This window comes from Mycobacterium sp., assembly GCF_032161845.1.
Taxonomy (GTDB): Bacteria; Actinomycetota; Actinomycetes; order Mycobacteriales; family Mycobacteriaceae; genus Mycobacterium.
Window position 1 is genome coordinate 1 of sequence record NZ_JAVRQA010000286.1, and the last position, 20,642, is coordinate 20,642.

Sequence of the window (20,642 nt, forward strand, 5' to 3'; positions counted from 1 at the left end):
ACCGTCTACTCCTCGGCGCAGCACCCCTCGTCGCTGTGTCGATTGAAGTTACATCACCTCAGCCGAGGACGTTGGAGCCTTGGTCAGCGCACCCTCTGAGCAGGAATCGAGTTCAGCGCACTGAGAACCTCAACGGCCAGTTCCCCCGCCACGTCGTCGTCGAGCTTGGAATGAGCCGTGATCGTCGTCCTGATCAAATCGAGGCGGTTCTCGTAGGGGGAACGGATCTTCGTGGGCGAAACCATCGTGATGTCCTTTTCAGTCGAGCATGTTGACCCGGAGAAACCGGGCGGCTCGATACCCGTGACGGTACGCCATCGCAGGTCAGTGAGGGTCCTTACGCGGATGCGGGTACTCCGGCGCACGGTCCTGGAACGCCAGGATGTCGGGATTCTCGATGTGCCCGTCGCGGATCTCGATCGCGCGGCGCACCGTCTCGTCGTCGTCCCACTCTTCTGGCCCGCCCAGAATCGTTGGCAGATAAGGGATCAACGCCTCGCTGATCTCCCAGGTGGCAGCGTTCCACAGGTAGGACGGGCTGTGGTCGACGGCGTAGTAGGTCATGTTGTTGCCGACGGTGAACGTCGGGTCGTCGAAGGTCGTGGGCACCGCCCAGCTGAAACCCATCCCGGCGTCGCAGGATACGTCGATGAACAGGCTCCCCGACCGGAAGGTCTCGAGGTCGGCCTCGTCCAGGAAGATCAGCGGTGCGTTGGGATCCTGCAGCACGCAGTTCACGATGATGTCGTGCTCAGCCAGATATCCGGCCAGCGGGACTCTGCCGTCGTCGGTGAGCGCGAAACTCGCACCGTCCTTTTCTGATTCGAACTGGACGATCTCCGCGGAGTGAATCGGCGACGCCACCTCGGAGACGTTGCGATTGGTCAGGATGTCGATGTCATGCACCCCGATGGCGGCCAGCGCCGTCACCGCCCCGCGGGCAGTGGCGCCGAAGCCGATCACCGCGGCGCGCAGGCGACGTCCGTAGGTACCGGTCGATCCGATGATCTCCAACGCATGGAGGACGGAGCAGTAGCCTGCCATCTCGTTGTTCTTGTGGAACACGTGCAGTTTGAAGGAGCCGTCCTTGCGCCAGAGGTTCATCGCCTCGAAGGCGATCAACGTCAGGCGGCGGTCGATCGCCTGCTGCGTCAACTCCGCGTCCTGCACGCAGTGCGGCCAACCCCACAGCACCTGTCCGTCGCGAAGCTCGGCGAGGTCGTCGGCGTCCGGCTTGGCGAGCAGGATGACGTCGCACTCGGCGATCAGCTCTTCGCGCGACCGCAACCCCGCCACCGACCGCGACAGCTTCTTGTCGGAGATCCCGAAGTATTCGCCGTAGCCGCGTTCGAGGTAGATCTGGCCGATGACGCTCTTGTCGATGCGGTCGAGGTGCTCGGGATGTATCGGCAGCCGGTGCTCGTTCTCCTTGTGAGTGACGGCAATGATGCCGAGACTGAGTCCGCTCACTTGGCCCTCCCGAGGCATGGTCATCCCCGAAGCCGGGATGCCGACTCGGTAGCTAGAACGTACGCGATCGGCCATCGCCGAAAGTTACGTCAGACCAGCGCCGCCCGCTCGACGAGTATCTGGCGAGCCAGAGTCAGATAGGCGCCTGCGGTGATGGGCCAGCCCATCGTCGGCGCCAATCGGCGTGCCTCCGCGGCCATGTCGCCGGTCAGCCGCGGATCGGTCAGCATTCGCCGCAGGGCGAATGCAAGGGCATCGGCATCGCCGTGCTCGACGACGACGCCTGCTCCGCTGCCGAGAAGCTCGACCGCGTGCGGGAAGGCGGTCGCAACGACCGGCCGACCTGCCGCGATGGCGTCGACCAGCACGCCGGAGTTGGCCTGATCGGTGGAGTCATAGGGCAATACGACCACCGCGGACGTCTGGATGAGAGCCGACAATCCGGCCGTGCTGCGGAAGGCTGGTTCGAAGACGACCGAGGTCGAGACCCCACGACGCTTGGCGTGCTCGACGCACTCCTCACGGTAGGCCTCGCCGTCGGAAGCCAGCACCTTCGGATGCGTTTGGCCGGCAACGAGATAACGCGGCTGCCCACGGAGTTCCTTTAGCGAAACCATCGCATCGATGACCCGCTCGACGCCCTTGCCCGGCCGCATGAGACCCCACGACAACAGGGTCGGGCGGCCGGCACGCTTGAGTGGGGCCACCGTCGGAAGCGTCGCTCCTCGCGCGATCATCGTGACCTTGTGACGGTCGACGGAGTATTCGTTGCGCAATCGCTCGGCGGCGGCTTCGGACAGGGCGACCACCCGGTCGACGCCGGCCACCATGGCCTCGAGTATTGAACGTTGGCGTGCAGTAGGGCTTTTGGGGATTTCGTGTGCGACGACGATGGTTGGGACGCGCAGGCCGTCCACGATGTGCAGCACCTCGTCGTCATCGCCGTAAGTGCCGAACTCGTGCTGAATCACGGCGACGTCGCGCTGATTGAGGAAGTCGATGCATTCGGCGACCGACGCGGCGGACCCGTTGACGAGCTGTCCCCTGACCATGGGGTTCGGTGACTCCAACCCGTCGGCGACCCGCACGATGCTGACGTCAGACCCCTTGGCGGACAAGCCCTGCGACAACCCGGCGCTGAACGTCGCGAGCCCGCAGGGCGTCGGCGGAAAGGTCGTGAGGATGCCGAAGCTCGGAGTGGAACTGCGTTCGGGCGCGACGCGGCCAGCGAAGGACGGAAAACGGTATGGAGCGTTCAAGGTGGTCCCTACTGGAGGATTTCACCGAAGTGCCCGGCGTGAGCGGTTGCTCGGAGAGAACAGCGGCGGACAGCTGTCTCAATCCCGGACTGGTTGGGTTCCCAACGCCCTCGACTTTACCACTCGAGCCCGCCTCAAGATGCCCGACGCCGACCATTCGCACAGCTAGATGGCCTGCGGAAGGTTCTCACGGCGCCCTGTTTCGAGCCTGCGCGCGACGCACAGCCTCGTCGACGACGAGTACGGCGACATCGGTCAGCTTACGGTGTTCACTCTGGCTCATCGCCTGCAACTGGACGAATGCCTCCTCGGCGCTGCGGCCCGTTCGGGCGCGGATGATCCCGATGGCTTGGTCGATCACGGGGCGCGATGACAACGCGCTCCGCAGCTGGACGTTCAGGGTGAGCGCCTCGGTGAGGACCTGGGCATTGTGGACCGCGGCGGCCGCCGGTCGGGCGAACAGGTCGCCCAGTTCCTCCGCGTGCTGATCGAAGACGTCCTTCTCGCGGGCGTACACGCTGATCGCCCCGACGACGCGATCCGGCAACAGCAGCGGCAACGCGAGTGCGCTGTGCACGCCCATCCTGCCGACGCGGGGGCCGAACCTCGGCCACATCTTCTCCCCACCCAGCGAGCCCGAACGCACCGCGCGTCTTTCCCGCACCGCGGTGACACCCGGACCCTCGTCGAGGGTCACGTACTGAATCTCGTCGATGGCGGCGACGAACGGTGCACTGGCCGCCAGGGCCGCCACGGTGGTGTCCGTCGTGTCGACCCGCAGCATCGTCACGGCGGCGCCGTCGGCCCCAGGAATCGCGCGGCAGGTGAACGCCGCCACCTGCGTCAGCAGCTCGGGCAGGCCCAGGCTGCCTGCCAGCAGACCGGCCAGGGCGTCGATACCGGCCCGCAGATCAGCTGCGTCGGCATCTTCTGCGGTGACTTCCGCCATGCCCGTACCTGCCCAGCCGTGTAGTGCCGCAAACCGCAGCGAGACGACTCCTACCCTATGCCCGTGGCCACCCTGCGCAGCGCGCTCCCTCGACAGTGGGCAAAACCCATTGGCGCGGAATGATTCTCAACGTCGCGCACGCCAACGGGCGCAGTGCACGCGTATGGTCGGGGAATCGGGACCACTCAGGCCCCCCAATTCAAAGGGCCAACGATGTCTGACAAGTCCCCCAGATCGGCCATGTCCAAGAAGGCCGGCAAGTCGCTCAAGGAGAAACGCGCCGAAAAGCGCACCAAGGCGGACAACACGTCGGCCACCGAGGACGCCATCCGCAAGAAGCGCTGATACGGGTCAGCGGTAGTAGATCTCATCACCGGTGGGATAACCCCCACCGAGCGTCGTGAGATGGACGTGGTCGAAGTGGCCGGCACCCGAACTCTGCGGACCGCTCGGCGTGTAGTAGATGCCACGCCAGATCGCGTCCTGCAATCGGAACCGGGCCGCATTCTCCAGCGCGTACGCGACGATCTTGTTGCCGAGTGCGATGCCCTCCGGCGAGCCCGGGTTGGGAACCATCACGTCCAGCGCCAGGCCCTCCGGATGCCACCTGAGCGCATCGGGGCGAACGCCGCCGATCTCGTGGATCTCGGGGAACCGCACGCTGATGCTGCGCTCCAGGAAGATCGTGGCTATCTGCAGACCGCGTTCCGGGGCGATGCCGATCGGAAGGGCGCGGTCGATGACCCGCCACCGCGATGCCGCTTCCGGCGCGGCCGCCATCTGCGCGGGCGGGGCGGAGGAGAACAGTGCCATGGCGGCCGGCCGCGACGAATACCCCGCGTTCGACGCCGCGACGACCTCCATGCAGCAGGTCGACACGGTCTGTACGACCGGCTTCGGCTGCTCCTCGACGGCCACCGGGTAGGCGCTGCCACCTGCCGCGGCGAGGACGGCAAACGAGGCAACGATCCCCGCGAGGAGCACCGGCGGTTTCCGCCGACTCCTGGCTAACTGATGCCTGCCCACGAGAGAGCACTTTACGAGCTCACAGCGCACAAACAGTAATCTTTCCGAGATCTGATCGTGATCTGCTATTGAATGGCGGCCGCGAAATGGGTCGCAAGCCCGTTAAACGACCGCGCTGAACTGCGGAGATGCCGATTACCGACGGGCGAAAACTCGTCGAACAATGACGACCGCGGCGAACCCCGTTCATTGCCAGACTCGCCCGGCGCGATGCCGTGGAGTAGTCGTTGTGGCGTCAGTTGTCATATCGTACTGTCAACCTAGTTGATCTAAGGACCGCCCGTCGGGGGAGATCTCTCACCGTCCGCGCGCGCGTCCCTGTCGCCGAAAGGGTCACGGATGCAGCAGTTTTCGCTCAGCGCCTCACTAAAGCGCCGGTGGATGCTGCTCGTCGCGGTCCTGGTCGTCGCGGTGGCGGGTTTCGCGGTGTATCGCCTGCACGGCATCTTCGCCTCGCACGACGTGACGTCGACCCCGAGCGCCGGCGCGAACGAAATCGTGCCCTTCAACCCGAAGCACGTGGTCTTGGAGGTCTTCGGCCCGCCGGGGACCGTGGCGACCATCAGCTATCTGGACGTCAATGCCCAACCGCAGCGCGCCGACGACGTGACGCTGCCATGGGCCTACGACGCAACCACCACCCAGCCCGCGGTATTCGTCAACGTCTCCGCCCAGGGCGATGGCAACTCGATCGGCTGCCGAATCAAGATCGACGACGCGGTCAAGGACGAGAGGTCGGTGAATACCCTGAACGCCTACACCTTCTGCCTGGACAAGTCCGGATGAGCGCCCACCAGGCCGAAGCCGAGACGAGGACCGACCGCGTCGGGCACACGATCCGGCGGCTCTCCGCGCTGGTCGTGCTGTTCTGGCTGGCGCTAGCGGTGGTCACGAATGTCTTCGTGCCGCAGCTGGAGAAGGTGGCCGAAGCCCACAACGTGTCGCTGAGCCCCGCGGATGCGCCATCGCTTCAGGCCAGCAAGGAGATCGGCAAGAAGTTTCAACAGTACGACTCCGACAGCGCGGCGATGATCGTCCTGGAGGGCGACCAACCCCTCGGCGCGGACGCGCACCACTACTACGACGGCTTGGTGAAGAAGCTCTCCCAGGACACCAAGCACGTCGAGCACGTTCAAGATTTCTGGGGGGATCCGCTGACGGCGGCCGGCTCCCAGAGCAGCGACGGCAAGGCGGCCTTGTTGCAGGTGAACCTCGCCGGCAACCAGGGCGAGTCGCTGTCCAATCAGTCGGTCGATTCCATCCGCAACATCGTGAACGATTCGCCGCCCCCGCCGGGGGTGAAGGCCTACGTCACCGGCGCCGCGCCCCTGGTCACCGATCAGTTCGAGGTGGGCAGGCAAGGCACCCTGAAGACCACCCTGATCACCCTCGGGGTGATCGCCCTGATGCTGTTCGTCATCTACCGCCGTCTCACCACGGTGTTCCTCGTCATCTTCACCGTGATGATCGAGTTGACCGCATCCCGCGGAGTCGTCGCCGTGCTGGCGAACGCCGGAGTCATCGAGCTTTCGACGTACTCGACCAACCTGCTGACGTTGTTGGTCATCGCGGCCGGAACCGACTACGCGATCTTCATCCTGGGTCGCTTCCACGAAGCGCGACACCTCGGACAGGATCGGGTAACGGCCTACGGCACGATGTACCGGGGCACCTCGCACATCATCTTGGGTTCGGGCCTGACGATCGCCGGCGCGGTGTTCTGTCTGACCTTCACTCGGCTCCCCTACTTTTCGAGCCTGGGGATTCCCGCTGCGGCCGGCGTTCTGGTCGCCGTGCTGGCCGCGCTGACCTTGGCGCCTGCCTTGCTCTCCATCGGCCGGCATTTCGGTCTCTTCGAACCCGCTCGCCCGATGAACACCATGGGCTGGCGACGCATCGGGACGGCCATCGTGCGCTGGCCAGGACCCATTCTGGTAGCGACGGTCGGTATCGCCCTCATCGGTCTACTCGCCCTGCCGGGATATGAGACGAGTTACGACGCCCGCCCCTACATGCCTGCCAGTGCCCCGGCCAACGTCGGCTACGCCGCCGCGGAGCGGCACTTCTCCCAGGCACGGCTGAATCCCGAATTGATGGTGATTGAAGCCGACCACGATCTCCGCAATCCCACCGACATGATCCTGCTCGAGCGGGTCGCCAAGGCCGTGTTCCACACTGACGGGATTGCCCAGGTGCAGGCCATCACGCGGCCGTTGGGCACGCCCCTGGATCACACGTCGATCCCGTTTCAGATCAGCGCGGGAAGCTCGGCGCAGATCCAAAACCTGCCCTTTCAGCAGGCCCGTGCCGACGATCTGCTCAAACAGGTTGGCGTGATCGACAATTCGATCGACGTGCTGCGGCAACAGTATGCGCTGCAACAACAGTCGAGCGCCGTCACCGACGAGCAGGCCAAGGCCTTTGCGCAGACGGTTGCCACAGCCCAGGACCTGCGCAACAAGATCGCCGACTTCGATGACTTCTTCCGGCCCCTGCGGAGTTACTTCTATTGGGAGCCACACTGTTTCGACATCCCGTCCTGCGCCGCGCTGCGATCGGTCTTCGACTCACTCGACGGCATCGACGCGCTGACCGACCAGCTGGGTGACGTCGCGGGGAGCATCGCCAAGTTGGATGCGCTGCAACCGAAACTGCTCGCGTTGATCCCGCCTCAGATCGCCAGTCAACAGACCAACCGTGACCTGACGATGACGAATTACGCCACCAACAAGGGCATCAACGACCAGTCGACGGCGGCACTGCAGAACTCCACCGCCCTTGGCCAGGCGTACGACGCATCGAAGACCGACGACTCCTTCTACCTGCCGCCGGAGGCGTTCACCAACCCCGAGTTCGCCCGGGGGCTGAAGCTGTTCCTCTCGCCGGACGGCAAGGCCGCGCAGTTGATCATCACCCACGACGGTGATCCCGCTACGCCCGAAGGCATTTCGCACATCGACTCCATCCGGCATGCGGCGCAGGAGGCCGTCAAGGGCACGCCTCTTGCGGGCTCCAAGATCTACCTCGCGGGTACTGCGGCCACCTACAAGGACATTCAGGATGGCGCCAAGTACGACCTCGTGATCGCTGCCATCGCCGCGATAAGCCTGATCATGCTCATCATGATGTTCATCACCCGCTCGCTGGTGGCTGCGTTCGTCATCGTGGGCACGGTTGCATTGTCATTGGGTGCGTCGTTCGGACTTTCGGTGCTGATCTGGCAGGACATCCTCGGCATCCAGCTGTACTGGATCGTGTTGGCCCTGGCCGTCATCCTGCTGTTGGCCGTCGGCTCGGACTACAACCTGCTGCTGATATCGCGGTTCAAGGAGGAAATCGACGCGGGCCTGAACACGGGCATCATCCGTGCGATGGCCGGTTCCGGCTCGGTGGTGACCGCCGCCGGCCTGGTGTTCGCAGCCACCATGGCGTCCTTCGTGTTCGCCGACTTGCGGATCCTCGGTCAGATCGGGACGACGATCGCCCTCGGTCTACTGTTCGACACACTGATCGTGCGGTCGTTCATGACGCCGTCGATCGCCGCGCTGCTCGGGCGGTGGTTCTGGTGGCCGCTGAGGGTGCGCCCGCGCCCCGCCAGCAGCATGCTCCAGCCGTACGGATCACGGGCAGCGGTTCGTCAGCTGCTGCTGTGGGAGGACGGCGACCCGGCGGTCGCGTCCGAGTCGAGTCCACGCCGTTAGGCGTTGACGAGCTCGTCCGACGATTCGGGCGCCTTCAGCGAGACGTGCGGAAGATGCTTCTTCAGTCGTGCCACCCTGCGCAGCTGAGCCGCGATGTTCATCGACGTCAGCATGGGGATTCCGCCGACGAACGTTCGGAAGGACGGGTCGCCACCGTAGACGTGCAGCTCGTAGAGGCAACCCACCACGTAGAAGAACCCCATGCTGAAGAGGGTGGCGGGGATGGCCAACGCGAGCGGTGAGCGCGCGTCGGTGACCAGCTCGGTCGCGTAGTCGAATTCATCCTGCGACATCGGTTCGCGGTTGCGCAGCTTGGCCAGAATCGCCTTGTGGGCGCCGACTTCTTCGCCAACTGGCGCAGGAGTTCGGTTTTCCAACCGTCGGAGATACACGAAGACGCAGGTGGCGAAGGACAACCCCATCGCCCCAGCGAGGATCGTGAGAAGACCCCACGGGGCGAAATTCACCATGTCGCTCCTTCGCTACGAGACCCGGGATATCGAGTACCCCGAAAACGTTACCTTAACTACATAGTTCTCCTAACGACACTCAGGTGGGTCTCAGATATTCCCCAGGCTCGGGCTCGTCGGAAGTGGCCCATTCATTTGGCACGAAATTGGACTAAAGGTCCATGCCAATCTGGACATAGCGTCATGTTCGAGCTTCCGCAGCAGTCGCGAAGCCCGACGAAGGAACCACTGTGAACCGCTTCACCGGCATCGTGACGACCGTCGAATGAGCCATCCGCATGGGCTGAGGACTCGGCTCGACCGACGATGGGCGTTGGCAGGATCGGCCGTCGCGTTCACGAGTTTTTATCTCGCGGCCGGTGCGCTGATGCCGCTGCTGGTGACCTACCGGGACCAATGGGGTTTCACCGCAGCAGTTCTCACGTCGGCGTTCGCCGTGTTCGCCCTGGGATTCCTCGTCGCAGTCCTCGCCGTAGGGTCGCTGTCGGACCGTGTCGGCCGCCGCCCCGTCCTCATCGGTGCCCTCATCGCCCAGCTCGCATCGAATCTCGTGTTCCTCGTCGCGCCCGACGTCGGATGGGTGATCGCCGCCCGCATCATCGGCGGCTTCGCCACCGGCGCGGCCACACCTGCCTTCACCGCAGCGCTCGTCGAGCTCTCGCCGGCGAGCCGCAAGGGGTTGGGGACCACGATCGGCAGCGTCGGCCTAACCGGCGGACTAAGTGCCGGATCCTTGCTGGCCGGCGCCGCAATCCAACTCACCACCCACGCGAACACCATCGTCTTTGCCAGCCTGGCAGGCTTGACGGTCCTGGGGATCGGCGTCATCGCTATGTCGCCCGAGACGATTACTCGCGTTCGTGGCGCCCAGCGGGCGCATGGTCCGCGTGTCGCCGTCCCGCTCAACGCGCGACCAGAATTCATGGCAGCGCTTCCCGCGCTGGCCGCGATCTGGATGATCTCAGCACTCTCGGGCGGAGTTGCTCCGAGCTTGGTGCGAAGTGTTTTTGGAATCGATAGCGGCCTGCTGAACGGACTGTCCGGGTCCGTCGCGCCCGCGACCTCGACGCTCGTCGGACTGGCCATGGTCAGGGTCAATCCGCGATACGCCATGATCGCCGGTATCCATGCATCCGTCCTCGGGGTTGTCTGCATGGTCGGCGGCGTCTCCGCCGGAAGCCTTGCCACGATGATCCTTGGGCAAGCCATCACGGGGGCCGGCTTCGGGGCGTCGTTCACTGCCGCACTACGCCTGATCATCCCGCTCACGGAAGCCCACCAGCGTGCCGCCGTCGTCGCGTCGATCTACTTGGTCTCCTACTCGGCTTTCGGACTGCCGGTCGTGCTGGCAGGCCAAGCAGCCGACATGTACGGGCCGGTCCCGACGATGTTCTGGTTCGGCGCCAGCGCCGTCGTGCTGGCTGTCCTTGGCCTCAACGCGCGGCACAGGCTCAAACGCGGTGATCCCAGAACGTTTTCGCTCCCGCGCCGCACAGTGAACTAACTTGCCCGAGGCCGGGCGGAGGCTATCCGAGCATCGTCTCTCCGTACGGCCGGAGAAACATCCATCCGCGCGAATCGGCCATGCCGTAAGACTTTTCAGGTCTATCGTCGCGGCGATTTCGCCGAACCGCCACGCGCGGCGCGCCAAGCGTGTCGACTGGGTTCGAGGCGAAGGGAACCGGAAGCCACGTGGAGCAGTTGAGCTGGACCGACGACATGATGCTGCGTGCCGAACGGCCCGAAACCCCGATGCAGATCCAGATGCTGCTCATCTACGACCAGTCGACTGCGCCCGACGGCCGCGTCACCTTCAAGCGCATCCTCGAGGAGATCGACGCGCGACTGCACCTCGCTCCGACCTTTCGTCGGCGACTGACCGAACTGCCCGGCGGGCTGCACATGCCGTACTGGGTCGAGGATCCAGACTTCGACCTCGAATACCACGTCCGTCACATTGCCCTGCCGCAACCCGGCGACTGGCGCCAATTGTGCATCCAGATCGCCCGCATTCACGGGCGCCAGCTCGACCTTCGCCGCCCGCCGTGGGAGATGACGGTGATCGAAGGACTGAACGCCGTGCCCGGGGTGCCGAAGGGATCGTTCGCGATATCGCTCAAGTTGCACCACTGCGTCGTCGACGGAATGGAAAGCGTCGAGCTGATGGCAGCCATGCACGATCTCGCCGCCGACGGTCCCCGCCCTGCGCCGCCAGCCCATCCATTCAAGCCCGGCCGACTGCCCTCGACCTCGGACCTGGTCGTTCGCACGGCGACGAACATCGCGTTGTATCCACTGCAAGTGAGCAAGGTGCTGCTTCCGACCGCACTCACCGCGATCCGTCAGCTGCACACATTGCCCGGCGCGCTGGCGTCCGGTGTGGCCTCGGCACTGGCCCCCGGGAGTGGCTCGCTGTTCGCCCCTAGCACTCGGTTCAACGGGTCGGCGACCCCGCATCGGGTGTTCGAGGCCCGGTTCCACGACCTCGCCGACTTCAAGAGCATCAAGTCCCGCGTGCCCAAGGCGACGATCAACGACGTCACGCTGGCCTACGTCGGCGGCGCGCTTCGCCACTACCTCGACAGTCACGATGAACTGCCTGACGAGAGTCTCGTCGCCGCCTGCCCGGCGTCCATCCGGTCTACGGACGAGCGGGGTGCGGGCGGCAACCGGCTCTTCGGCAGGCTGCACCCGCTGGGCACCTCGATCGCCGACCCACTGCAACGGTTGGAAGCGATCGTCGACGAGACCTCGGCATTCCGCGAGAACGCCGATTCCGAGGGCAGCTCCCGGTTGATGGAACTGGTGGGCGTGGTGCCCACCACGTTGCTCGGGCTGACCGTCAAGGCTGCCAGTGCCATGCCGTTCTCCGCTCCGACCGTCGCCAGCACCACGGTGAGCAACGTGCCGGGACCGACGCAACCGATCTACTTCGCCGGTGCCCGACTCCAACATGTCACCGGGATGGGTCCGCTGATCGGGGGCATGAACCTGTTCCACGTCGTGGCCAGCTACAACGGGACCATCTCGATCGGGGCGACCGCGGACCGCAGCGCGCTACCCGACCCCGCCCACTACGCCGACTGCATGCAGACCGCGTTCGACGAACTACTCGCCGCCCGCTGACCCGAGTGCGCCGACGACCATCCGGCAATTCCGTCCATCGTTGGCTGTCTACCTGCCACGATCCGGGATGTGCGCGGGGCGCCTAGGTGTCCCCATCAGTTGCGGTATTTCCACACCCGCGGTCGTCAATGCCGATACACGGTGAGACGTCTGGCCTCGACCGCCTCTTCGTGTGCCAACGCTGAGACGGCCGCAAAAGGATGGTCCAAGCCGGACTGACCAAAGGATCGGCACCGTGGTTGCGAAACCTGTCGAGGTTCCAAATCGTAGCGCCCACGATTGTGGCCAACGCAACGAGAATCAGCATGACAGTAGCGAGATCGGGCATCCAGGGCACTGGCTCATCATGACCTCCGATCCAAGACACATTGCGGCTTTCGCAAGTGTGATGTTATATATTCTATATAACTGCTAGGTCGGGGAGTGTTGTCGTCAGCCTCGAAAGCTTGCCCACCGAGTCTTGGAGGCGCTGCATGCGGGTTGTTGGTGCGATTCTTGGAGTGGCCGCGCTGAGCACGTTTGGCACGATCGGCACGACGCCGGCTGCGCGCGCCTCCACCTTTGGCTTCGAGCTCAACGGTACGTATTCGGTTCTGTCCAACGGCGAACGGGCCAAGAGCAACGACTCCTACCACAACGAAGCCGTCGTGCGCTCCACCTGGCGGATCACCTCCTCCTGCAGCAACTCTGCCGCCTGCACCGGTCAGGTGACCAGCGATCAAGGGTGGGCCGCCACACTGGAGTACCGCGACAGCACCTGGATGGTCAGACGCGAACTGGCGAACTGGGCACCGTGCGAAACCGGCGGCGCAGCAACCGGACGCCAAGTGCTTCTGTTCTACGGTGTCGACGACAACGGCCTCAACACCGGGAACGTCGACGTGCTCGCCGGAACCGAATCCACCACAACCGACAGCGGATCGTGCGGGAAGAATCTTCCACTGAAGATCGTGATCCCGATGCGACTGCAGCGAATCGCTTAGGGCCGCGCCGACGGCGTCGCAGAAATGTCACTCCCCCAATCATGCAGTGGATTCGAGGCCACATGACGACAGCTCGCCCGAGGCGCTCTTCGGCCATGGGAACGCGTATTCGTACGGGTGCGGCAGCACTGGCCGGTACGGTGCTTGCCGCGGCAGCCCTGGGCTTTGCCCCAGCGGCCAGCGCCATGGCGTCCGGAAACTACGGCGTGGCCATCCCGGACCGCTACGACTTCCACACCTGGATCTGGGCAGTCAGATCGTGCGGGAGCAACTGCATGTCGGTCTATGCGCTAGCTCAACCAATCGCCAAGGCCTACAACTACACCGGGCAGGCGACTCTCGCCGGCGGGCAATACACGCTGGCCGTCGACGATCCGTTCGGGCTGCGGTGCGACAACGTCTACTACGGCCCGACCATCCCGACCCACGACGTCTACACCTGGGATGCCACGACCCTGGCGGGGTCGATGCAATCCTCGTTCGACACCGGCTGTGGAGGCGCGCCCGGGGGTTCGTTCAACTACCCGTTCACGTTGTCGCGCATGTGATTGCCAGCGAACGTGCCAACGAGCAGTCGGCCCCGCAACCGAGTACCAAGTTTGGAGGACGATGTTTCCGACACGAACGGTAGCGGGCCTCGCATCGGTGTACGCCGTGTCTGCGGCCATCCTCGCCGGCGCCCCCGTCGCCTCGGCAGAAGACCTGCATCACGTCCGATACACGATCACCTCGGAGACACCGTGGTTGGCCGACATCTATTACCACGACACCGATCCCCCAAACTGGGCGATCTACAGTCACAATCCGTACGTGTACACCCCCAAAGTCGAGGCGCAGGTCGGGCCGGGCCAGGGCTGGACCCTTGACGTGGCGCTCGCCGACCCACACCAGTGGGCAATGGTCTCGGCCACCAGCGGGATCAACCCGGTGACACCCAACTTCCACTGCACCCTCGAAGTGGACGGCGCGGTCGTCAAGACCGCCCAAGGCCCCAAGGGCACGCTGTGCTCACTGCGGACCTGGTGACCGCCGGCCATCTGAGTCGCGTAATCCCCAGTGGCTCAGGCGTCCCCGCGGATCCAGACCGGCGCGCCGTTCTGGATCGTACAGTCCAAGAACAACCCGTCGGGCGCCTGCGCCATGTCGTTCTCGTGACCGCTGCAGTCGGTGTTCAGTTCTTTGATCCCGACCATCGGCATCGCCCGGAAGTAACGCGGCGCGTATCGACGCGGCGAGCCACAGAAGACCAGCCGCCCCCATGAGGTGGTACCGAACACGTAGTAGGACGGGTCGTCGCAAGACGCACCGAGGACCACGTTGCCCGCGATCCCGGGTGTGCAGAAGGCGTCGTTGCAGACGGCCGAGACCGCCGGGTCTGGTGGCGGCGCGGGATCCGCCGATACCGGTGCCGCCAAGACAAGCCCGGCAGTGAGCGATCCGCAAATGGCCGACGCTGTTCTTCTCACGGAACCCATTCTGGCACAACATGTAAGCGAATTCATGTTCTCGGAGAACGGAATTCCGCATCTGCGACTTGATGTCAGGTGGGTGTGCGATGCTGCCCGCCGCCGCCCGCGACTCCGGTCAGTCGATCTCCCGTTCCGAAAATCGCTGCGCGCTAGATTAATTCGGGATGCGATCGGAGACGGACCGCCGCGCCGCGGGCTTCGTCAGCAGGACCGGCCGGTTATCGGTTTACCGCCCGATCGCCCCGTCGCGGCGGAACTCGTCGATCTGGTACTCGGCGAAACCCAATTCGCGCAGAAGGGAATCGGTGTGCTCACCCAGCCCGGGCACCGCGCCCATCGGCTGTTCGAACCCGGAGATCACCGGCGGCGGCAGCAGCGCCGCGATCTCACCCTTGGGCGTATCGACGGACCGCCAGCGCTCACGAGCCTTCAGATGAAGGTGTGCGACCACCTCGCTGGGCGTGTTATACCGGGAGTTCCCGATGCCCGCTTCGTCGGCAACACTCTGAATGTCGACGAGATCATGCTGGGCACACCATGATCCGATGGCCTCGTCGAGGACGTCGCGACCGGCGCAGCGCTCGGCGTTGGTGGCGAAGCGCGGGTCGGCGGCCAGGTCTGCTCGGCCGATGACGTCGGACGCCAGCCGCTGCCACTCCCCGTCGTTGGTGGTTCCCAGCACCACCGTCTGACCGTCGCGGGTGCCGAATGCGCCGTACGGTGCAACTGCTGGTGAGCTCATGCCCAGCGGTGGTTGGTCCATCCCGGAATGCTGGGCGTGAGTGAGTTGATAGCCCATGATGTCGGTCATCGTGTCGAAGAGGCTCACCGCCACGGACGGCGCGGCCCCGTCGGCGCCACCTCCACGTAGCCGCCCGATCAGCACCGCCATGACCGACAGAGCCGCGTAGAGGCCGGCCGAGACGTCGGCTACCGGAGGACCGGGTTTGGCCGGCATGGCCGCATGACCGGTGACCGCACACGCGCCGACCTCCGCCTGGACCAACAGGTCATAGGCGCGCTTGTGCGACAACGGCCCGCCCGGGCCGTACCCGTCGATCTCGACCGGGATCAGGTTGGGGTGCCGCTCACGTAGGTCCGCTGCCTCAAGCGCCAACCTGGCGGTCGCCCCCGGAGCAAGGTTGGAGACCATTGCGTCGGCACCGTCCAGCAGGCGGTGCAGAATGTCCATGCCGGAGTTCGACTTGAGGTCTAGCGTCAGCGACTCCTTGCCGCGGTTCGCCCAAACAAAATGGGCCGCAAGACCGTTCGGGCCGTTCACGACGTCGTCGTAATCCCGGGCGAAGTCACCGCCCTTGGGGTTCTCCACCTTGATGACGCGGGCGCCGAAATCCGCGAGCACGCGCGTGCACATCGGCGCAGACACGGCCTGCTCCAGCGCGACGATGGTGATTCCGGCCAGCGGTGCGTTCGCTCCGCCACGGATGGCAGGCGCGCTCATTCCCGACGCTTCCGGCTGCGCTCGTTGAATCCCTCGACCCGTTGCTTGTGCTCATCACCAAGTGCCAGCACGGCATTGGCGAGCTGCTCCGCCTGGCGAGCGGAAGCCAAGTCGGTGCTTGAACAGAGCTCGATCGCCAACTTGGCGACGCCGACCGCTTGTCTCGGTAGCCCTGCCAAATGCCTGGCGAATGCGTGGACCCGGTCGTGGAAGCCGTCTTCGGGGTACACGTCGTGCACGAATCCGATCGCGAGCGCCCGCTCGGCGTCGACCGGCTGACCGGCCATCGCGAGCCACTTCGCCCACTGCGGACCCACCAGTCGCGCGACCCGGCTGATTCCGCCGCTACCGGGAATCACCGCAAGGTTGATCTCCGGAAGCTGAAACGTCGCTGCCGGTGAGGCGAAGCGAAAATCACACGACGCGGCCATTTCCACACCGGCGCCGAAGCAGTGACCCTGGGCAGCCAGCACGATGGGCTTGTCCAGCGCTTCGAAGGCATCATAGAGCGACGAAATCTCGCGACAATCGCGACGGTATTGCGACGGGGTGCGCTCGGAGACGTCGATACCTGAGATGTCTATTCCCGCGGTGAAGTAAGGCCCGCCCGCACGGATCACGAGCACGGCGAGGTCGTCGCGAGCTTCCATCGCCCGCACCGCGTCCCAGAGCAGTCCGATCATCTGGCCGCTGACGGCGTTTAACTTGTCCTGCCGGTCGAACGTCAGGGTCAGGATGCCGTCCTGCTCGGCGAGGTGCGCGTGCGGTGTATCGGTCATCGGTGACCCTCCTGTGGTGTCGGCGACGAGTCGGGGATTCTCGTCAAGAGGCGACGGTCCCGACGCCGGTCAGATCTACATGGTTCTGGCAACCTACTGGCCGCTTCGGCGCTGTCAGTGTCCGCGTTGATTGTGTCTCCCCGTCAACGATTCGGCGCGCAAACTGCGCGCATTGACTTGAACATCGACGCGAACGTTTCGGACGCCGCACCTGCGTCCCTGGCGAATCGTTGCGGGCGACATCACTTCTGCCTCTAGGGTCCTTCCCGTCAGTTTGTAGATTATATAAAAAATATTCTAAACTGCGGTTGTGACCCAGGCTCCATCGACTGCCGGCGTGGACAAGCCGCTGTCCGGGATACGGATTCTGGCCATCGAGCAGATGCAGGCGCTGCCCTTCGCGACGCAGCTGCTCGCCCGGCTCGGTGCCGACGTCGTCAAGATCGAGTCCATCAGCGGCGGTGATCAGGCCCGCGGGTCCTTGCCTGCGATCGCCGATCCACAGGGGCGGAGCGTCGGCGCAACGTTCCTGCGTAACAACCTGAGCAAGCGCAGCGTGTGCATCAACCTGAAGACCCCGGCGGGACGCGACCTGGTGCTACGTCTGGCCCCGGCCTTCGACGTGGTGGCCGAGAACGGTCGCCCGGGATCGATGGCCCGGCTCGGGCTCGGCTACGACGACATCGCTGCCGTCAATCCCCGGTGCATCTACACGTCGGTCTCCGGATTCGGCAACTCGGTCGAAACTCCCTATCGCGAATGGCCGGCGTTCGCGCCGGTCGTCGAGGCCATGTCAGGCCTGTACGAGATGAAACGCCAAGACGGCCAACCGCCCCAGCCGGCACCCGCCGGCGCGCTCGGCGACATCGGTGCGGCCCTGTTCGCCACCATCGGCATCCTCGCCGCGCTACGCCACCGCGAGATCACCGGAACAGGGCAGTACGTCGACATTGCGATGCTCGACAGCGTCGTGGCGATGACCGACATCATCACGAACTTCTGGTCCATGGGGGCAAGCGCGCGCACCGTCGGGCAGCTCATCCTGCGCGGCTTCCAGGCCAAGGACGGGTGGTTCATCCTGCAGGTGGGCCGCGAGCACCAATTCGAACGTCTCGCTCACCTCATCGACCATCCCGAGTGGTTGGCGGATCCACGCCTGGCCAGCCGGCAGGGCTGGATCGATCACATGGACGACGTCTTGGTCCCCGCGATCGAGGGCTGGGCGGCCACCAGGACCAAGATCGAGGCCTGTGACGTCCTTGCCGGTGCCGGCATCGCCGCTGGGCCGTGCCTACGTGACGACGAGGTCGCCGGGGACCCGCATCTGGCCGCGCGACAGATGTTGGTGTCCATCGACCGACCGGATCAGCCGGACCGGCCGGTGCTCGTTCCGGCTAGCCCGGTGCGCATGTCGGCACTGAGCAGCGAGCCGGACACCCCGGTGCCATGGCTCGGCCAGCACACCGACGAAGTGCTCACCGCAGAACTTGGCCTAGCCCCCGACGAACTTGCTGCGCTGCGCGCGCAGCGGGTCATTGCCTAACGAAGGGCAGGACTGTGACGACTCCGCCGACGGACATATTCATCGACGACGTTGGCGCCTTGGCGAACTTCCTATTCGCACATCCAGGCGACCCCGAGGACGGAATCGCGTACTGGTTCGACGGCGAGATGACACTCGCGCGGATGCAACGGGAGGCCATCCGGGTAGCGCAGGCGCTACACGAATGCGGCGTCGTCGGGGGCCAGCCGGTCGCTCATGTCGTCGAATCAGGCGCGACAGCATTGGGCGTCATGTTCGGCGCCTGGCTAGTCGGTGCCGTATACGTCCCGATCAACGGGCGACTAAGCGACGCCGAAATCGCCGCCCAGCTCATCGCGACCCAGCCGACTGCAGTTGCCGCGCGCCGCGTCCGACGCGTAGACGCGACCGTCGCGTGGGTGCTTGGCGGCCCCGGTCAGCTGTGGACCGCGCTGCCAGCCTCGAAGCCCTGGCCGGGTGAATCGTTGCCGGCGGGTACGGCGCTGGTGATGCGGACCTCGGGCACCACCGGCACGGCAAAACCGATCATTCTCAGCCACGACGGCGTCGCCGAAGGGATCGACACCGTGCTGTCTAGCCTGCGCGCCAACAAGACCGGCACTCGCGCACCGTCACGCCGCTCAATGCCCAACTTGATTCCGACCAGCCTCGCGTTGTGGGCGGGCATCTGGAATGTGCTGTTTGCCCTACGCGCGGGCAGCCCCGTGGTGCTGATGGACCGCTTCGACACCGTCCAGTTCGCCACGCTGGTCCGCAAGCACGACATCCGCTCGACAATCCTGGCGCCGGCAATGATGTCGATGCTGACCGAGGACCCACGGATCGTGGACCTCTCGCCACTGACGATGGCGCGCAGCGTCACTGCGCCCCTGACCCCTCATCAGGCTCGGACCTTCAAGGCGAAGTTCGGAATCGGCGTCATGAACGGCTACGGCCAAACTGAACTGGGCGGCGAAGTCGTCGGGTGGACGGCCAAAGATCTGCGTGAGCACGGCGATGACAAGCTGGGCTCGGTGGGCCGCCCGCACGAGGGCATCGACATTCACATCCTCGGCGACACAGGCGAGGCTCTCCCACCCGGGCAGTTAGGTGAGATCTGGATTCGCTCACCGTTCGCCACGAAGGACACCGGAGTAGCCGCGCACCTCGTCGATGGATTCCTGCGTACCGGCGACATCGGATACCTCGACGCGGACGGGTTCCTCTGGTTGGAAGGCCGGGCATCCGACGTAATCAACCGGGGCGGACTCAAAGTGCTACCGCAGGAGATCGAAGAGGCCCTGTGCGTGCACCCCGACGTTGCGGAGGCCTGCGTCGCCGGGGTACCCGATAGCCGTCTAGGGGACGTGCCCATGGCGTGGGCCCGAGCAGCCCCCGGGGCCACCCTGGAGCCGGACGCCGTGCTCGCCGATCTGCGCACCCGGTTGGCCGGCTACAAGATACCGGTGCACATCGAGACGGTTACTGAATTGCCGCGCAACGAGATCGGCAAGGTGCTGCGCCGAACTCTGGTAGAGGAATGGACTTCTCGCAACGCAGGCATTGGCGAAAGGACACCGTGATGGTTGGTGCCGTTGTCGAGCTCAAGGTCGGCCAACGCCTTCCCGAACGAACATTCGACGTCACACGGACCGCCGTTGTGCGCTATGCCGGCGCGTCGGGTGACTTCAATCCACTGCACCACGACGATGCCGCTGCCAAGGCAGCCGGGATGCCGGGCGCATTCGCCCACGGAATGTTCTCCGCCGGGTGCCTTGCTACCGCAGTGACCGACGTCGCGGGCGTCGAGTCCCTGAGCCGACTGGCGGTCCGCTTCCGCGCTCAGGCGCCACTGGGCACGACCCTCACCTCCGACATCGTCGTGGCAACTAGGCGAGGAGACGGTGACCGAGTGCTCGTCGATCTCGAGTGCCGCCTGATCGGCAATGACGCCGCCGTCGTCGTCAGCGCAACGGCCACGCTGAGCACACCGCCCAGACCGCGAGAATCAGCCGAGTCCACTGCGTCGCCCACCCAATCAACCTCGGAATTGGTCGGTAGACGTCTGGCGTCGGCCGTGGTGACCGTCGAGCGCGGGCCGGCCCAGGTCTTCGCCACCGCGGTGAACGACGACAACCCGGTATACCAATCGCCCGACGCAGCCGCGGCCTGTGGTCTCGACGGAATCCCGATACCACCCACGTATCTGTTCGCCGTGGCGAACTGGGGAGCATTCGGTGACCAACAGCCGCAGGCAGCGCCGGGAAGCGCCTCGTTGGTCGAGCTGATTGGGCTCCTGCGAAACGGACGCGCGGGCGTGATCCTGCACGGCGAGCAGGAATTCACCTACTACACGCCCGTGCGGGTCGGTGACGTCCTGCACGTCGACGGTCATGTTGAGCGCGTCGAACACAAGCCCGGCAGCG

At 65.1% G+C, this 20,642-nt stretch carries 20 protein-coding genes; 11 read left to right on the top strand and 9 right to left on the bottom strand.

Going from position 1 to position 20,642, the window contains the following annotated elements; translation table 11 throughout:
- Window positions 1–83: 83 nt before the first annotated feature.
- The 4 genes from QOD90_RS15740 to QOD90_RS15755 form a co-directional block, all read right to left on the bottom strand.
- Window positions 84–245, bottom strand: a complete 162-nt coding sequence (locus tag QOD90_RS15740) for a DUF6307 family protein (protein WP_526351283.1) — start codon at window positions 243–245, stop codon at window positions 84–86.
- Window positions 246–324: 79 nt separating this feature from the next.
- Window positions 325–1,488: a N(5)-(carboxyethyl)ornithine synthase gene (locus tag QOD90_RS15745; RefSeq protein WP_526351318.1), complete on the bottom strand. Its 1,164-nt coding sequence runs from the start codon at window positions 1,486–1,488 to the stop codon at window positions 325–327.
- A gap of 71 nt (window positions 1,489–1,559) precedes the next feature.
- Window positions 1,560–2,729 (bottom strand): glycosyltransferase, encoded by a 1,170-nt coding sequence (locus QOD90_RS15750; RefSeq protein WP_526351285.1) that lies wholly within the window; start codon window positions 2,727–2,729, stop codon window positions 1,560–1,562.
- 187 nt (window positions 2,730–2,916) lie between these two features.
- A complete protein-coding gene (locus tag QOD90_RS15755; RefSeq protein ID WP_526351287.1) occupies window positions 2,917–3,678 on the bottom strand; it encodes an ANTAR domain-containing protein in 762 nt (253 codons plus the stop codon).
- Window positions 3,679–3,891: 213 nt separating this feature from the next.
- On the opposite strand from QOD90_RS15755, the gene QOD90_RS15760 reads away from it, so the two are divergent.
- Window positions 3,892–4,023 carry a hypothetical protein gene (locus QOD90_RS15760; protein ID WP_526351289.1) on the top strand — a complete coding sequence of 44 codons (132 nt, stop codon included), beginning with the start codon at window positions 3,892–3,894 and terminating at the stop codon, window positions 4,021–4,023.
- Window positions 4,024–4,029: 6 nt separating this feature from the next.
- On the opposite strand, the gene QOD90_RS15765 is transcribed toward QOD90_RS15760, so the two are convergent.
- Window positions 4,030–4,704, bottom strand: coding sequence for a VldE C-terminal domain-containing protein (locus tag QOD90_RS15765; RefSeq protein WP_526351291.1), 675 nt, complete (start codon window positions 4,702–4,704; stop codon window positions 4,030–4,032).
- A 339-nt stretch (window positions 4,705–5,043) separates the two neighbouring features.
- Here QOD90_RS15765 and QOD90_RS15770 point away from each other — a divergent pair, with 339 nt between their 5' ends.
- Entirely contained in the window at window positions 5,044–5,490 is a 447-nt protein-coding gene (locus tag QOD90_RS15770) for an MmpS family transport accessory protein (RefSeq protein WP_526351293.1), read from the top strand.
- Entirely contained in the window at window positions 5,487–8,405 is a 2,919-nt protein-coding gene (locus tag QOD90_RS15775) for an MMPL/RND family transporter (protein ID WP_526351295.1), read from the top strand. Before QOD90_RS15770 ends, QOD90_RS15775 begins: the two co-directional genes overlap by 4 nt.
- Here QOD90_RS15775 and QOD90_RS15780 read toward each other — a convergent pair.
- Complete coding sequence (locus QOD90_RS15780; RefSeq protein ID WP_526351296.1) at window positions 8,402–8,875, bottom strand: hypothetical protein; 474 nt, start codon at window positions 8,873–8,875, stop codon at window positions 8,402–8,404. The two genes, QOD90_RS15775 and QOD90_RS15780, sit on opposite strands and share 4 nt — an antisense overlap.
- A 265-nt stretch (window positions 8,876–9,140) precedes the next feature.
- On the opposite strand from QOD90_RS15780, the gene QOD90_RS15785 reads away from it, so the two are divergent.
- The 5 genes from QOD90_RS15785 to QOD90_RS15805 all read left to right on the top strand — a co-directional run bounded on the left by QOD90_RS15785 (window position 9,141) and on the right by QOD90_RS15805 (window position 14,010).
- On the top strand, window positions 9,141–10,379 hold the full coding sequence (locus QOD90_RS15785; RefSeq protein ID WP_526351298.1) for an MFS transporter: 1,239 nt from the start codon (window positions 9,141–9,143) through the stop codon (window positions 10,377–10,379).
- A gap of 149 nt (window positions 10,380–10,528) precedes the next feature.
- The gene (locus tag QOD90_RS15790; protein WP_526351300.1) at window positions 10,529–12,001 is read left to right on the top strand and encodes a WS/DGAT/MGAT family O-acyltransferase; all 1,473 of its coding nucleotides are present in this window, start codon (window positions 10,529–10,531) and stop codon (window positions 11,999–12,001) included.
- Window positions 12,002–12,501: 500 nt separating this feature from the next.
- Window positions 12,502–12,984, top strand: coding sequence for an Rv2253/PknI dimerization domain-containing protein (locus QOD90_RS15795; protein WP_526351302.1), 483 nt, complete (start codon window positions 12,502–12,504; stop codon window positions 12,982–12,984).
- A 185-nt stretch (window positions 12,985–13,169) separates the two neighbouring features.
- A complete protein-coding gene (locus QOD90_RS15800; protein ID WP_526351320.1) occupies window positions 13,170–13,532 on the top strand; it encodes a hypothetical protein in 363 nt (120 codons plus the stop codon).
- A gap of 61 nt (window positions 13,533–13,593) precedes the next feature.
- Window positions 13,594–14,010, top strand: a complete 417-nt coding sequence (locus QOD90_RS15805; protein ID WP_526351304.1) for an Rv2576c family protein — start codon at window positions 13,594–13,596, stop codon at window positions 14,008–14,010.
- Window positions 14,011–14,045: 35 nt separating this feature from the next.
- Here QOD90_RS15805 and QOD90_RS15810 read toward each other — a convergent pair whose 3' ends face one another.
- From QOD90_RS15810 to QOD90_RS15820, 3 genes are all read right to left on the bottom strand, one after another.
- Window positions 14,046–14,459 carry a hypothetical protein gene (locus tag QOD90_RS15810; protein WP_526351306.1) on the bottom strand — a complete coding sequence of 138 codons (414 nt, stop codon included), beginning with the start codon at window positions 14,457–14,459 and terminating at the stop codon, window positions 14,046–14,048.
- A 220-nt stretch (window positions 14,460–14,679) separates the two neighbouring features.
- Window positions 14,680–15,915 carry a CaiB/BaiF CoA transferase family protein gene (locus QOD90_RS15815; protein ID WP_526351308.1) on the bottom strand — a complete coding sequence of 412 codons (1,236 nt, stop codon included), beginning with the start codon at window positions 15,913–15,915 and terminating at the stop codon, window positions 14,680–14,682.
- Window positions 15,912–16,694: an enoyl-CoA hydratase/isomerase family protein gene (locus tag QOD90_RS15820; protein WP_526351310.1), complete on the bottom strand. Its 783-nt coding sequence runs from the start codon at window positions 16,692–16,694 to the stop codon at window positions 15,912–15,914. Before QOD90_RS15820 ends, QOD90_RS15815 begins: the two co-directional genes overlap by 4 nt.
- 310 nt (window positions 16,695–17,004) lie before the next feature.
- On the opposite strand from QOD90_RS15820, the gene QOD90_RS15825 reads away from it, so the two are divergent.
- From QOD90_RS15825 to QOD90_RS15835, 3 genes are all read left to right on the top strand, one after another.
- A complete protein-coding gene (locus tag QOD90_RS15825) occupies window positions 17,005–18,237 on the top strand; it encodes a CaiB/BaiF CoA transferase family protein (protein ID WP_526351312.1) in 1,233 nt (410 codons plus the stop codon).
- Window positions 18,238–18,251: 14 nt separating this feature from the next.
- Window positions 18,252–19,799, top strand: a complete 1,548-nt coding sequence (locus tag QOD90_RS15830) for a class I adenylate-forming enzyme family protein (RefSeq protein WP_526351314.1) — start codon at window positions 18,252–18,254, stop codon at window positions 19,797–19,799.
- The coding region (locus QOD90_RS15835) for a MaoC family dehydratase (protein WP_526351316.1) at window positions 19,799–20,642 on the top strand (844 nt) is incomplete at its 3' end. The genes QOD90_RS15830 and QOD90_RS15835, both read left to right, overlap by 1 nt.